Here is a 13,485-nt window from a genome sequence, read left to right as displayed (position 1 = left end):
AGACAGGCAACCGCTAGAAAGGTGCATCCCCAAGGATGGTTGCCCGGTGCATCACCCGCCGGTTCGGCCAGTAATCATCCACCGCAAAATGCTGGGTTACGCGGTTGTCCCAGAACGCCACGTCATTCTCCTGCCAACGCCAGCGAATGCTGAACTCCGGTCGCGTCGCATGGGCGAACAGCAGCCTCAGCAGCGCATCGCTTTCCAGTTCGCTCAGTTCATTGATGCGTGTAGTGAACCCTTCATTGACGAACAACGCCTTGCGCCCGCTCACTGGATGCGTGCGCACCACCGGGTGCGACAGCGGCGGGTTGTTGCGCCGGGTAGCCTCCCAGCGCGCCAGGTCTTGCGGCGTGGTGCCAAAGCGCTCCAGCGGGAACGACTTGGTGAAGTCGTGGGTAGCGGTCAGCCCGTCCAGCATTTCACGCAGCGGCGCCGACAAGGCCTCGAAGGCCGCAATGCCGCTGGCCCAAAGGGTATCACCACCGTAAGCAGGCAATTGCTTGGCGCTGAGTACCGCGCCCAGTGCCGGGGTCGGCAAAAAGGTCACGTCGGTGTGCCACACGGCGTTGTCGCGCACATCGGTAACCGCCGTGTCGAGCACCAGCACCTGTGGGGTGTCTGGCACGTTGGGGTAAATCGGGTGGATGTGCAGGTCGCCGAAGCGTGCGGCAAAGCGCGCCTGCTGTTCCGGGTTGATCGGCTGGTCACGGAGGAACAGCACCTGGTGCTGGAGCAGTGCCTGTTCGATGGCATCGCGCTCTTCTGCGCTAATATCGCGGCTGATGTCCACGCCGCTGATCTGGGCGCCGAGTGCTGGGCTTAGGGGAGTGATGGTCAGGCTCATGTCGGTCTCTTCAATCGGGCGCCAGTGTGCTGGCGTGGACAATGGAGTTCAGTGAATCTGCCCATGCCAGGGCACCAGCTTGCGTTGCAGGGCACGCAGGCTCATTTCCAGAGCGAAGGCGATCAGGGCGATCAGCAGGATGCCCAGCACCACCACGTCAGTGACCAGAAACTGCGCCGCCGACTGCACCATGAAGCCCAGGCCGCTGGTGGCGGCGATCAGTTCGGCGGCCACCAGGGTCGACCAGCCGACCCCCAGGCCAATGCGGATGCCGGTAAGGATGTCAGGCAAAGCACTGGGCAAAATGACGTGGCGGATCAGTTGGGCCTTGGTTGCGCCCAGCGACTGCGCCGCCCGCAGCTTGGCCGGGTCTACCGTGCGCACACCGGTGGCTGTGGCAATGGCGATGGGGGCGAAGATTGCCAGGTAGATCAGCAGCACTTTCGACAGCTCGCCGATACCGCACCAGATGACGATCAGTGGCAGGTAGGCCAGCGGCGGGATGGGCCGGTAGAACTCGATCAGCGGGTCGAGAATGCCGCGGGCCACGCGGTTGTAGCCGATGGCGATGCCGACTGGTATTGCGGTCAGGGTCGCAGCCACCAGCGCCAGGCCGATGCGGCCCAGGCTTGCGCCCAGGTGCTGCCACAGGCTGGCATCCATGTAGCCTTGGGTCAGCAAGGTCCATGCCTTGGTCAGGATGTCGCCAGGCGAGGGCAGGAACAGGGGCTCTACCCAGCCGGCGGCCGTCACCAGCCACCAGACCAGTAGCAGGCTGGCCAGGGTCAGGGTGCTGATCCAGCGGGTGGACAGCGGGCGGCGTAGCGTGGCGGCTGGCCGGGTTTGGGCGTCGTGTTTGCCGGCGACCGGCAGGTCCAGGCTGCTCATGCGCGCTCCTGCAGGCTTTGGCGTTGGGAAAACACCCGCGCCAGCACATGCTCGCGGGTTTCGATGAAGGCTGGATCGGACTTGATGGCCCGGGCCGATTCGCCAGCGGCATAGCGCTGGCCGAAGTTCAGCTGCAGGCGTTCCACTACGCGTCCCGGGTTGGGCGCCAGCAGTACCAGTTCGCTGGCGAGGAACACCGCTTCTTCGATGTCGTGGGTAATCAGGAACACCGGCTTGGCGGTGCGTTGCCAAACTTGCAATAGCAGCTCTTGCATCTGCTCACGTGTGAAGGCATCGAGGGCACCGAACGGTTCATCCATCAGCAATACCCGAGGGTCAGCCGCCAGCGCCCGGGCAAGGCCCACGCGCTGCTTCTGGCCACCGGACAATTGCCAGATACGCCGTTCGCCGAAGCCATCGAGGTCGACCAGGGTGAGCATTTCGCAGGCCTTGGCCTCACGCTGGGCGCGGGGTACGCCGGCCAGTTCGAGGCCGAAGGCGACATTGCCCAGCACGTTCTGCCATGGCAGCAGGGCATCGTCCTGGAACACCACGCCGCGTTCTGCACCGGGGCCTTGCACCGGCACACCATCGAGCGTGATGTGACCGCCACTGGGGGCGACGAAGCCGGCGATAAGGTTGAGCAGTGAGGTCTTGCCGCTGCCGGAAGGCCCCAGGGCCACCAGCAGTTGGCGTGGCCCCAGGCTCAGGTTGATATCGGCCAGCACCGGGGTGCTGGCGCCTGGGTACTGTGCGCTGATGCGCTCCAGCTCGAGCAAGGCCATGACGGGCTCCGGATCAGTTTGGAAGGAACTTGGCGCTGACGTACGGTGAGTAGTCCGGCAGCACTGCTTCGACTTTGCCTTGCTGCTTGAGGAAGTTGGCGGTGTCCGTCAGCGCCTGGGTGGTCGGCGCGCCCAGGGCGTGGGCCTGGTCAGCGGCCAGCGGGTAGACGTTGCCCTCCAGCAGCACCGGGATGTCGCTGGCCTTGGCACCGGACAGCTTCACCAGCTTGTCTACGTTGCCCTTGTCGGCCAGCCAGGCTTTTGGGTCCTTGCGGTAGTCGGCGTAGGCATCGAGGGTGACTTTGGCAAAGGCCTTGACCACATCAGGGTGTTTCTCGGCGAAGTCCTTGCGCACGATCCAGGCATCGAAGGTAGGCGCGCCTTTCTGGGCCAGTTCACCGGAGGTAATCAGTACCTTGCCGTTTTCCTTGGCCACGCCCAGGGCCGGGTCCCACACGTAGGTCGCATCGATGTCGCCGCGCTTCCAGGCGGCAATGATGGCCGGCGGCGCCAGGTTGAGAATCTGTACCTTGGAAGGGTCGATATTCCAGCTTTTCAGTGCGGCCAGCAGGCTGTAATGGCCGGTGGATACGAACGGGACGGCGACCTTCTTGCCGATCAGGTCTTGCGGCGACTTGATGCTGTCACGGGCCACCAACGCTTCACCCGCGCCAATCTGGGTGGCGATGAGGAAGGTTTCAACCGGCAGCTTGCGGGTGGCGGCAGCGGCCAGCGGGCTGGAACCCAGGTAGCCGATCTGCACGTCGCCGCTGGCCACCGCAGTGATCACGTCTGCGCCGTTGTCGAACTTGCGCCAGTCGATGCTGGCCTTGCTGGCTTTTTCGTAGTCGCCATCGACCTGCGCCACTTTGGCCGGGTCGACAGTGGTCTGGTAGGCCACTGTCAGGTCGGCTGCCTGGGCCAACCAGCTGGTGCTGGCGAGGGTCAGGGCGGCGAACAGGCGCAGCGGAGCGTGCGGGATCATGGTTGAACCTCTCGTCAGGCAAGTCGTGTTGGATAACGAGAAGGCTAAATGATCTAAGAAAATTAAAATAAATAACTTTTTTGCATTAGCTTAGGAGCCAAACGCTTTAAAGCCATGACCCGTGACGAAGCCAGAGGTGCCTGCAAGACCCTATAGAACGATTTGGCATTAGGTTATGAGCAAACGTTTGCAAATAACCAAAAGGTATTAAAATCTTCTCTGCTACAACGGATGGCAGTAAAGGTTTCTAATATATTCCTTAAAAGTCTTATAAATTCATAAAACAGTCATTTTGGATTTATAGGATTGTCATTATCCTGTAGCGCAGGTGGCGTCTTAGACCAAAGTCGCGAAACGTTTAGAAACGATTGACTTAACGGTCACGCTTTGGGACTAAATCGCCCATCCCGGTGAGCGGGGCATCAGACCCCTCCGCCAGAGATACACAAAAATTAGAACGTAGAGGAGCAAAACATGTACAAGTCCAGCCTGGCTCTGGCCGTGGCACTGGGGGTTCTCGCCCAACAAGCAGGCGCTGCCGGTTTCGTTGAGGACAGCAAGCTGTCGCTCAGCTCGCGCACCATGTACTTCAACGATGACAACCGCGAAAGCGGTATTGACCAGAAAGAAAGTGGTCAGGGTTTCAAGCTCGACTACCTGTCTGGCTTCACTCAAGGCACCGTAGGCTTTGGTGTTGATGTTCAAGCGCTGTGGGGCATTCACCTGGATGGTGGCCGTGGTAGCCGTCCAGATGCCAACAACACGTTCTTCCCGAGTGACTCCGATGGTTCGGCAGTCCACGACTGGGCACGCATTGGTGGTAACGCCAAGGCTCGCTTCTCCAAAACCGAGGTCCACTACGGTAGCGCCCTGGCGCCTATGCTGCCGATCCTGGTCTCCAACGATGGTCGTCTGCTTCCGCAGACCTTCGAGGGTGGCACCCTCCAGTCGAAGGAAATCGACAACCTGACCATAAACGCGGGTCAACTGACCCACGCCATGGGTCGTGCTTCGAGCAACCGTACCGGTCTCTCCGTTTCCGGCGCCTTCCGCGACAGCAACAAGTTCCAGTTCGCCGGTGGTGATTACAAGCTCACCCCAGACCTGACCCTGCAGTACTACTACTCGAACCTGGAAGACTTCTACAAGCAGCACTTCCTGGGTGCGACCCACGTATTCAAGATTGCCGACAATCAGTCGTTCAAGACTGACCTGCGCTACTTCGACAGCAGCAGCGACGGCAAGAATGGCCAGACTGGCTATGCCTTCGACAACAACGGTGGCTACGCGAAGAACTCGGGCGAGGTCGACAACAAGACCTGGAGCGCCATGTTCACCTACACCCTGGGTGGCCACGCGTTGATGCTCGGTCACCAGCAAGTGGGTGATGATGGTGGTTTCGTCTGGCTGAACCAAGGTAGCGTCCGTAAAGACGGCTCCACTTCCTCTCTGGAAGGTAACGGCGGCGCGAGCTTCTACCTGTTCACCGATAGCATGATCAACCAGTTTGCCCGCGCCGGTGAGAATACGACCTTTGGTCAGTACTCCTATGACTTTGCGGCTCTGGGTGTTCCAGGCCTGAAGGCTTCGGTGTCCTACCTGCGTGGTGACGATGTTCGCAACAGGTCGGGTGACGGCAGCTACAACGAATGGGAGCGTGACGCACGCGTCGACTACACCCTTCAGGAAGGCACTCTCAAAGGCCTGGGCTTCAGCCTGCGTCAAGGTGTCTACCGTGGTAGCGGCGAAAGCGCCCTGGACAAAGACCAGACTCGCTTCATCGTGAACTACACTTACAATTTCCTGTAAGCGGTAGCCGAACAAGAAGCCTCGCCTGATGCGAGGCTTTTTTGTGCCTGCAGATTCATATGTATTTTGGTTATAAATAAATTGTTATTTATTCTTTTTGTTTTTAATCGATTGCAGGCACATTGAACCCATACGGTACAGAACCCAGCCCAGGAGCCGCAGCCCATGAGCCTCAAACTCGGCGATATCGCCCCCGATTTCGAACAGGATTCCAGCGAAGGCAAGATCCGCTTCCACGAGTGGCTGGGCAACAGCTGGGGGGTGTTGTTCTCCCACCCGGCCGACTTCACCCCGGTGTGCACCACCGAGTTGGGCCTGACCGCCAAGCTGAAGGACGAGTTTGCCAAGCGCGGGGTCAAGGCCATCGCCCTGTCGGTGGACCCGGTCGACTCGCATCACAAGTGGATCGATGACATCAACGAAACACAGAATACCGTGGTCAACTTCCCGATCATTGCTGACGCTGACCGCAAGGTGTCCGACCTTTACGACCTGATCCACCCGAACGCCAGCGACACCCTGACCGTGCGCTCGCTGTTCATCATCGACCCGAATAAAAAGGTGCGCCTGACCATTACCTACCCGGCCAGTACCGGGCGCAACTTCAACGAAATTCTGCGGGTGATCGACTCGCTGCAGCTGACCGACAACCACAAGGTCGCCACACCCGGTAACTGGCAGGACGGCGACGAAGTGGTGATCGTGCCTTCACTCAAAGATGAGGAGGAGATCAAGCAGCGCTTCCCCAAAGGTTACCGGGCGGTCAAACCCTATCTGCGCCTGACCCCTCAACCCAATCGTTAATGGATTCCTCGTTGCATTGCTCTTAGCCAAGCAGGGATTTTCGGGCCGTTTCGACGGCCCTTTTTTATGCCTGCAAAAAACCTGTGGGAGCGGGCGCGCCCGCGAAGAGGCCCTCGTGGATAAAGACGATAATGGAATAAACAAATGAAAAAATATGATTTCTAGATATATGTAGCAGCTGTTAATGTCACCTCCAACAGAACACAAGGAAGCGCAGCAATGCTGGTCGTCTCAATCGGTGGTAGCCCAAGTCTCCGTTCACGCTCCGGCGTGCTGCTCGAGCGTTCGCGCCAGTGGCTGCAGGATCGCGGCGTTGAAGTGGTGACGTTCCAGGTGCGTGACTTTCCCGCCGAAGACCTGCTGCATGCCCGTTTCGACAGCCCGCATGTGCAACACTTTCAACAGCTGGTGGCCCAGGCTGATGGCCTGATCGTCTCCACCCCGGTGTACAAGGCTTCGTTTTCCGGTGCCCTGAAAACCTTGCTTGACCTGCTGCCCGAGCGCGCCCTGGCCCACAAGATCGTGTTGCCCATCGCCACTGGCGGCAGCATCGCCCACATGCTGGCGGTGGATTACGCATTGAAGCCGGTGCTGTCGGCACTCAAGGCACAAGAGACCCTGCAAGGGATCTTTGCCGACGACAGCCAGGTGGCTTACGCAGAAGGCACAAAGCCCGCGCAGTTGGTACAGGCGCTGGAAGAACGCCTGCACGACTCGCTGGAAACCTTCCACGTTGCCCTGGCCCGTCGGCCGCGCCCCGTGGCCCCCGGCGTACTGAACGAACGTCTGATCAGCGCTCGCTGGAGCATCTGAACGGCTTTACCCGCGTCACCACCTTACTCGCCCGTTAACGAGGCAAGCAGGTGCAACCCGAACCCCATTCGCACAGGAGAGCGCCATGCGCACAGTCTTCTTGCGTCGTGGTCTGGTCGCCCTGTTTGCGGCGGCTGTGTCCTTCGGCGCCATTACCCAAGCCCAGGCCGAGAGCCTGCGTATCGGTTACCAGAAATACGGCACCTTGGTGCTGCTCAAGGCCAAGGGCACGCTGGAGAAGCGCCTGGCCGAGCAGGGTGTACAGGTGCAATGGACCGAATTCCCCGGCGGCCCGCAGCTGCTTGAAGGGCTGAACGTCGGTTCCATCGATTTTGGTGTCACCGGCGAGACCCCGCCTGTGTTCGCTCAGGCCGCCGGCGCCGACCTGCTCTACGTGGCCTACGAGCCGCCAGCGCCGCACAGCGAAGCTATCCTGGTGCCCAAGGGCTCGCCGATCCAGTCGGTGAAGGACCTCAAGGGTAAAAAGGTCGTCCTCAACAAAGGCTCCAACGTGCACTACCTGCTGGTCCGCGCCCTGGAAGACGCCGGCCTCAAGTACAGCGACATCCAGCCTGTCTACCTGCCGCCGGCCGACGCCCGCGCCGCCTTCGAGCGCGGCAGCGTGGATGCCTGGGTGATCTGGGACCCTTACCAGGCCGCCGCCGAGCAGCAGCTGCAAGCGCGCACCCTGCGTGACGGCAAGGGCCTGGTCGACAACCACCAGTTCTACCTCGCCACCCGCAACTATGCGACACAGCACCCAGCGGTGATCAACACCGTGATCGAGGAAGTGCGCGCCGTGGGTGAATGGTCCCAGGCCAACCCGCAGGAGGTGACCGACCAGGTTGCCCCGCTGCTCGGCCTGCCTGCCGGCATCACCCTGACCTCTGTCAAACGCCAAGGCTACGGCGCTGCGCCGCTGACCCCGGACGTGGTGGCCGCGCAGCAGAAGATCGCCGACACCTTCCAGGCGCTCAAGCTGATACCCAAGCCGCTGAGCATCAAGGACGTGATCTGGACACCCCCTGCCAAAGTCGCTAGCGCGCCTTGATTGACTGCCAGTGCCGGGGCGCCGCTCCGGCTAGAGCCACCCTTGAGGAGACGACTCCAATGAGCCTTAACATTTTCTGGTTCCTCCCCACCCACGGTGACGGCAAGTACCTGGGCACTTCCGAAGGCGCACGTGCGGTCGACCACGGTTACCTGCAGCAGATCGCGCAGGCTGCTGACCGCCTTGGTTTTGGTGGGGTGCTGATCCCGACCGGGCGTTCCTGCGAGGACTCCTGGCTGGTGGCCGCGTCGCTGATCCCCGTGACCCAGCGCCTGAAGTTCCTTGTAGCCCTGCGCCCGGGCATCATTTCGCCGACCGTGGCAGCACGCCAGGCGGCCACCCTCGATCGCTTGTCCAATGGCCGTGCGCTATTCAACCTGGTGACCGGTGGTGATCCGGACGAGCTGGCGGGTGATGGCCTGCACCTGAATCACCAGGAGCGCTACGAAGCTTCGGTCGAGTTCACCCGTATCTGGCGCAAGGTGCTGGAAGGCGAAAACGTCGATTACGACGGTAAGCACATCCAGGTAAAGGGCGCCAAGCTGCTCTACCCACCGATTCAGCAACCACGCCCACCGCTGTATTTCGGCGGCTCGTCCGAGGCCGCCCAGGACCTGGCGGCCGAACAGGTCGAGCTGTACCTGACCTGGGGCGAGCCACCGGCAGCCGTTGCCGAGAAGATCGCACAGGTGCGCGAAAAAGCGGCTGCTCAAGGGCGCGAAGTACGCTTCGGTATCCGCCTGCACGTGATCGTGCGGGAAACCAACGAAGAGGCTTGGGCCGCCGCCGAGCGCCTGATCTCGCACCTGGACGATGACACCATCTCCCGCGCCCAGGCCTCACTGGCGCGTTTCGACTCGGTGGGCCAGCAACGCATGGCCGCCCTGCACGGCGGCAACCGCGACAACCTGGAAGTCAGCCCCAACCTGTGGGCAGGTGTTGGCCTGGTACGGGGCGGCGCGGGTACCGCGCTGGTGGGCGACGGCCCTACCGTGGCAGCACGCGTCAAGGAATATGCCGACCTGGGCATCGATACCTTCATCTTCTCGGGTTATCCACACCTGGAAGAGTCTTACCGCGTGGCGGAGCTGCTGTTCCCGCACCTGGATGTGCAGCGCCCAGAGCAGCCGAAAGCCGGAGGTTATGTAAGCCCGTTCGGCGAGATGGTGGCCAACGACATCCTGCCCAAATCTGTGTCGCAGAGCTGAGGGCCTGGCCATGAGTCGTGCAACTTCCTCCAACCTGACCCAGCGCCTGGCGCCGTGGGCGCTGCCGGTGCTGCTGTTGGCAATATGGCAACTGGCCGTCAGCGCTGGCTGGCTGTCGACGCGTATCCTGCCGGCACCTAGCGCAGTGGTAAGCGCTGGCGTCGAGCTGGTGCGCAGCGGCGAAATCTGGACCCACCTGGCCATCAGCGGCTGGCGTGCAGGCCTGGGCTTTGTCATCGGCGGCAGCATCGGCCTGGTACTGGGCTTCATCACTGGCCTGTCGAACTGGGGCGAACGCCTGCTCGACAGCTCGGTACAGATGATCCGCAACGTGCCCCACCTCGCGCTGATCCCGTTGGTGATCCTGTGGTTCGGTATCGACGAATCGGCAAAGATCTTTCTGGTCGCGCTGGGCACGTTATTCCCGATCTACCTGAATACCTACCACGGCATCCGTAACGTCGACCCAGCGTTGGTGGAAATGGCGCGCAGTTACGGCTTGTCCGGCTTCGGCCTGTTCCGCCAGGTGATCCTGCCGGGGGCGCTGCCTTCGATCCTGGTGGGTGTGCGTTTCGCCCTTGGCTTCATGTGGCTGACCCTGATTGTTGCCGAAACCATTTCGGCCAACGCCGGCATCGGTTACCTGGCAATGAATGCTCGCGAATTTCTTCAGACCGACGTGGTAGTGCTGGCCATCGTCCTGTATGCCGTGCTCGGCAAGATTGCCGACCTTGCGGCCCGAGGCCTGGAGCGCGTGTGGTTGCGCTGGCACCCGGCCTATCAAGTTGCCAGGAAGGAGGGCGCATGACCGTGCTCAAGGAACAGCCACCACGCCTGCTGCGTGGCACCCCGCTGGCCTCCAAGGGCCTGCGCAAGACTTTTGGTCAACGCGAAGTTCTGAAGGGTATCGACCTGCACATTCCGGCCGGCCAGTTCGTGGCCATTGTCGGCCGCAGCGGCTGCGGCAAGAGCACTTTGCTGCGGCTGCTGGCCGGGCTGGACCAGCCCACCGCCGGGCAGCTGCTGGCCGGTGCCGCGCCGCTGGAGGAGGCCCGTGAAGAAACCCGCTTGATGTTCCAGGACGCGCGGCTGCTGCCGTGGAAGAAGGTGATCGACAACGTTGGCCTTGGGCTGTCTGGCGACTGGCGCCCGCGTGCGCTGGAGGCCTTGGATGCGGTTGGCCTGGCCGACCGCGCCAACGAATGGCCGGCAGCGCTCTCGGGAGGCCAGAAGCAGCGCGTGGCTTTGGCCCGAGCCTTGATTCACCAGCCCCGCCTGCTGCTGCTGGACGAGCCGCTGGGGGCGCTGGATGCGTTGACCCGTATCGAGATGCAGCAACTGATCGAACGCCTGTGGCGTCAGCACGGCTTCACTGTACTGCTGGTCACCCACGACGTCAGCGAGGCGGTTGCCGTGGCTGACCGGGTGATCCTGATCGAGGACGGCGAGGTCGGGCTCGACCTCACTGTTGACCTGGCACGGCCCCGGGCGCGTGGTTCGCACCGTCTGGCCGCGCTGGAAAGCGAAGTGCTCAACCGTGTTCTGTCCACCCCGGGCACTGCGCCCGAGCCGGATCCTGTAGCCCCTCTGCCCACGCAACTGCGCTGGGCGCATTGAATCCCAGAAGCCAAAAGGAAACAAACCATGACTATCAAAGCCATCAACGTTCGCAACCAGTTCAAAGGTACTGTGAAAGAAATCCTCGAAGGCCCGGTACTGTCGGAAATCGACGTGCAGACGGCTTCGGGTATCGTCACTTCGGTGATTACCACCCGTTCCGTGCGGGAGCTGGAGTTGCAGGTGGGCAGTGAAGTGATTGCCTTTGTGAAGTCGACCGAAGTGTCTATCGCCAAGCTGTGATGCGGCGGGTCGATATTGGGGCTGCTTTGCAGCCCTTCGCCGGCACGCCCGCTCCCACAGGTACTCGCAAGCTCCAGGGTGCGCGCGGGCTCTGTGGGAGCGGGCTTGCCCGCGAAGGGCCGCCAAGCGGCCCCAGATTTCTCAGCTGGAACGCTTGGCCAGAAACGGCGGCAGATACAACCCCAGATACGCTTCGAACACCCGCTTGCCTTCCTCGGCCATGCGCGGGGTGATCGCCTCGTGCAGCTGCACCGACCGTGCATACACCCGGTCGCTCAACTCCATGGCCAGGGCAAACACATCCACATCCGGTGGCATCACCGGCAGGTGAAAATGCTGGTCGAACAACTTGTGCATCAAGTCGCCCAGTTCCATGTCGTGCTGCCGGTCGGCCTGCACTACCTCGCTCAGGCCATGCTGCGCCAGGATCAACTGCCGCGCCGCCGCATCCTCGTGATAGATATCAAGCATGCGTTGTTCGATCAGCCGTGACAGTTCGTGCCAGGTGCTGAACGCGCTGCTGTCGATCGGAGCGCTCAGGGCTTCGCGAAATGCCCGGTGCACATCTGCAGTAAGTGCCTCCAGCAAGGCCGGCACGCTGGCGAAAAAGTGATACACCGACGAAGGCGGAATCTGCGCCCGCTCGGCCACGCTGTAGATAGAAAGTGCTGCCACCCCTTGTTCGGCCAACAGCTCACGCGCAGCCGCCAGGATCGCCTCGATCCTGGCCTGGCTGCTGGCGCGTGGTTTGCGCGGGGTGGTGGTGCGGTTCATCAACTGCTGATTGCCAGGATGCTGGCCTGGTAGGCGCCGACGAACAGGTCGAAGTCACCGACTTCGTTTTGCTCCAGCTCGGACTGCCTGGCGAGCGACTCGCGGGCCAGCGTCTCGAATGCTTGCTGCTTTTCGTTGCTCAGCGGTTGCTCGCGGAAAGTCTCGGCGTGCACACGGCTCTGGCGCAGCGAGAACTGGACGAAGCTCTCGTCATGCTCGGTCATGCGTGCCAGCACCTGGGCCGACGGGGTCAGCGAGGTGTCGTCGACCTTGGCCTGCTGCGCATCCAGGGCCTTGGCGTGCTCATCAGAGCCTTGCGCCTGGTCGAGCAGATTGGCCAATTGGCGGATACGCCCGATCAGCTCGCTGGCCCAGTCTTTCAGGCTGATCGGCTGGCCATTGCGGTGCAACTCCAGGCCCGGACGACGGCCTTCCTTGACCACGGTCAGGAAGTTGCTGGTGCACTGGCCGCACTCACCGTTGTCCAGTTGCGGGCTTTCTTCCAGCGCGCAGAACAGCAGGAATGCGTCGAGGAAGCGCGCCTCGGTCAGGTCGATACCGACCGGCAGGAACGGGTTGATGTCCAGGCAGCGCACTTCCACATACTGCACACCCCGCGAGGTCAGGGCCTGGATCGGCCGCTCGCCGGTGTAGGTAACACGCTTGGGGCGGATGTTCGAGTAGTACTCGTTTTCGATCTGCAGAATGTTGGTGTTCAGCTGAACCCACTCGCCATCCACATGCGTGCCGATTTCAACGTAAGGCGGGTAGGGCGTGCCCACGGCCTTGCGCAGGCTGTCGGTGTAGCTGGCCAGGTTGTTGTAGCAGGGCGTAAGGCCGGCCTGGGCGTTGCTCTGGTAACCCAGGTCGCTCATGCGCAGGCTGGTGGCATAAGGCAGGAACAGGGTTTCGGCATCCAGCTCTTCGAGCTGGTGCGGGCGGCCACGCAGGAAGCCTTTGTCCAGGGCCGGCGAGGCGCCGAACAGGTACATCAGCAGCCAGCTGTAGCGGCGGAAGTTACGAATCAGCGCGATGTAGGCCGACGACTGGTAGTCGCGGTCATTTTCCGTACTGCCTTCGGCTTCGCGCAGCAGTGGCCAAAGCGCTTCGGGCAGCGAGAAATTGTAATGAATACCGGCGATGCACTGCATGGTGCGGCCGTAACGCAGGGCCAGGCCCTTGCGGTAGACGTGTTTGAGCTTGCCGATGTTCGAGCTGCCGTACTCGGCGATCGGGATATCCTCCTCGGCCGGCAGCGTGCACGGCATCGACGGGCTCCACAGGTATTCGTCGCCCAGCTTGCTGTAGACGAAACGGTGGGTCTCTTCGAGGCTTTCGAGCACCTTGGCCGGGTCGGCCAGCGCTGGGGTGATGAACTCCAGCAGCGACTCGGAATAATCGGTGGTGATCTGCTCGTTGGTCAGCGCCGATCCCAGTGCTTCCGGATGCGGGGTCTGGGCCAGGCGACCTTCATCGGTCACGCGCAGGCATTCGCGCTCAATACCGTGCAGGCACTGCTTGAGCAGGGGGAGATTGGCGCCGAGCAGGCTCAGGCGGCGGTTGAGGAGTTCGCTCAAGATGTATTCCTTCACGCGTCAGTCGCCCCAATATGGGGGTAGAGATAACGGTCTACAAGGGTAGGAAGAAAGGAACTGGCGTTG

14 protein-coding genes are annotated in these 13,485 nt (G+C 61.8%); 8 read left to right on the top strand and 6 right to left on the bottom strand.

Features of this window, described 5'->3' with window-relative positions:
- Nucleotides 1–13 precede the first annotated feature (13 nt).
- Genes tauD through tauA form a run of 4 tightly spaced genes read right to left on the bottom strand, consistent with a single transcriptional unit; the run spans nucleotide 14 to nucleotide 3,505 of the window.
- A complete protein-coding gene (gene tauD, locus ACF8O8_RS10195) occupies nucleotides 14–847 on the bottom strand; it encodes a taurine dioxygenase (protein WP_392509624.1) in 834 nt (277 codons plus the stop codon).
- Nucleotides 848–895: 48 nt separating this feature from the next.
- Nucleotides 896–1,735, bottom strand: a complete 840-nt coding sequence (gene tauC, locus ACF8O8_RS10190; RefSeq protein ID WP_392509623.1) for a taurine ABC transporter permease TauC — start codon at nucleotides 1,733–1,735, stop codon at nucleotides 896–898.
- Nucleotides 1,732–2,520 carry a taurine ABC transporter ATP-binding subunit gene (tauB, locus tag ACF8O8_RS10185; RefSeq protein ID WP_392509622.1) on the bottom strand — a complete coding sequence of 263 codons (789 nt, stop codon included), beginning with the start codon at nucleotides 2,518–2,520 and terminating at the stop codon, nucleotides 1,732–1,734. Before tauB ends, tauC begins: the two co-directional genes overlap by 4 nt.
- 13 nt (nucleotides 2,521–2,533) lie before the next feature.
- Nucleotides 2,534–3,505, bottom strand: coding sequence for a taurine ABC transporter substrate-binding protein (gene tauA / locus ACF8O8_RS10180; RefSeq protein WP_020191047.1), 972 nt, complete (start codon nucleotides 3,503–3,505; stop codon nucleotides 2,534–2,536).
- A gap of 474 nt (nucleotides 3,506–3,979) precedes the next feature.
- Here tauA and ACF8O8_RS10175 point away from each other — a divergent pair, with 474 nt between their 5' ends.
- The 8 genes from ACF8O8_RS10175 to ACF8O8_RS10140 all read left to right on the top strand — a co-directional run bounded on the left by ACF8O8_RS10175 (nucleotide 3,980) and on the right by ACF8O8_RS10140 (nucleotide 11,050).
- Complete coding sequence (locus ACF8O8_RS10175; RefSeq protein WP_392509621.1) at nucleotides 3,980–5,314, top strand: OprD family porin; 1,335 nt, start codon at nucleotides 3,980–3,982, stop codon at nucleotides 5,312–5,314.
- A gap of 165 nt (nucleotides 5,315–5,479) precedes the next feature.
- Nucleotides 5,480–6,118, top strand: coding sequence for a peroxiredoxin (locus ACF8O8_RS10170; protein ID WP_003255836.1), 639 nt, complete (start codon nucleotides 5,480–5,482; stop codon nucleotides 6,116–6,118).
- A 219-nt stretch (nucleotides 6,119–6,337) separates the two neighbouring features.
- Nucleotides 6,338–6,931: an NADPH-dependent FMN reductase gene (gene ssuE, locus ACF8O8_RS10165; protein ID WP_003255835.1), complete on the top strand. Its 594-nt coding sequence runs from the start codon at nucleotides 6,338–6,340 to the stop codon at nucleotides 6,929–6,931.
- A gap of 85 nt (nucleotides 6,932–7,016) precedes the next feature.
- A complete protein-coding gene (locus tag ACF8O8_RS10160; RefSeq protein ID WP_004576375.1) occupies nucleotides 7,017–7,982 on the top strand; it encodes a sulfonate ABC transporter substrate-binding protein in 966 nt (321 codons plus the stop codon).
- 59 nt (nucleotides 7,983–8,041) lie between these two features.
- A complete protein-coding gene (gene ssuD, locus ACF8O8_RS10155; protein ID WP_003255833.1) occupies nucleotides 8,042–9,190 on the top strand; it encodes an FMNH2-dependent alkanesulfonate monooxygenase in 1,149 nt (382 codons plus the stop codon).
- A 10-nt stretch (nucleotides 9,191–9,200) separates the two neighbouring features.
- Complete coding sequence (gene ssuC, locus ACF8O8_RS10150) at nucleotides 9,201–9,998, top strand: aliphatic sulfonate ABC transporter permease SsuC (protein ID WP_010951616.1); 798 nt, start codon at nucleotides 9,201–9,203, stop codon at nucleotides 9,996–9,998.
- Nucleotides 9,995–10,807, top strand: coding sequence for an aliphatic sulfonates ABC transporter ATP-binding protein (gene ssuB / locus ACF8O8_RS10145; protein WP_010951617.1), 813 nt, complete (start codon nucleotides 9,995–9,997; stop codon nucleotides 10,805–10,807). The genes ssuC and ssuB overlap by 4 nt, the downstream gene beginning before the upstream one ends.
- Before the next feature lie 27 nt (nucleotides 10,808–10,834).
- Nucleotides 10,835–11,050 (top strand): molybdopterin-binding protein, encoded by a 216-nt coding sequence (locus ACF8O8_RS10140; RefSeq protein ID WP_003255829.1) that lies wholly within the window; start codon nucleotides 10,835–10,837, stop codon nucleotides 11,048–11,050.
- Between the two features lie 141 nt (nucleotides 11,051–11,191).
- Here the strand turns inward: ACF8O8_RS10140 and ACF8O8_RS10135 are convergent, their stop codons facing one another.
- Together ACF8O8_RS10135 and gshA are read right to left on the bottom strand one after the other, a co-directional pair.
- Nucleotides 11,192–11,824, bottom strand: coding sequence for a TetR/AcrR family transcriptional regulator (locus ACF8O8_RS10135; protein ID WP_010951618.1), 633 nt, complete (start codon nucleotides 11,822–11,824; stop codon nucleotides 11,192–11,194).
- The gene (gshA, locus tag ACF8O8_RS10130; RefSeq protein ID WP_350298383.1) at nucleotides 11,824–13,416 is read right to left on the bottom strand and encodes a glutamate--cysteine ligase; all 1,593 of its coding nucleotides are present in this window, start codon (nucleotides 13,414–13,416) and stop codon (nucleotides 11,824–11,826) included. Before gshA ends, ACF8O8_RS10135 begins: the two co-directional genes overlap by 1 nt.
- Between the last annotated feature and the right edge of the window lie 69 nt (nucleotides 13,417–13,485).

Source organism: Pseudomonas sp. TYF_14 (assembly GCF_043105275.1).
Taxonomy (GTDB): domain Bacteria; phylum Pseudomonadota; class Gammaproteobacteria; order Pseudomonadales; family Pseudomonadaceae; genus Aquipseudomonas; species Aquipseudomonas alloputida.
This window is presented reverse-complemented; position numbering and strand designations above follow the sequence as displayed.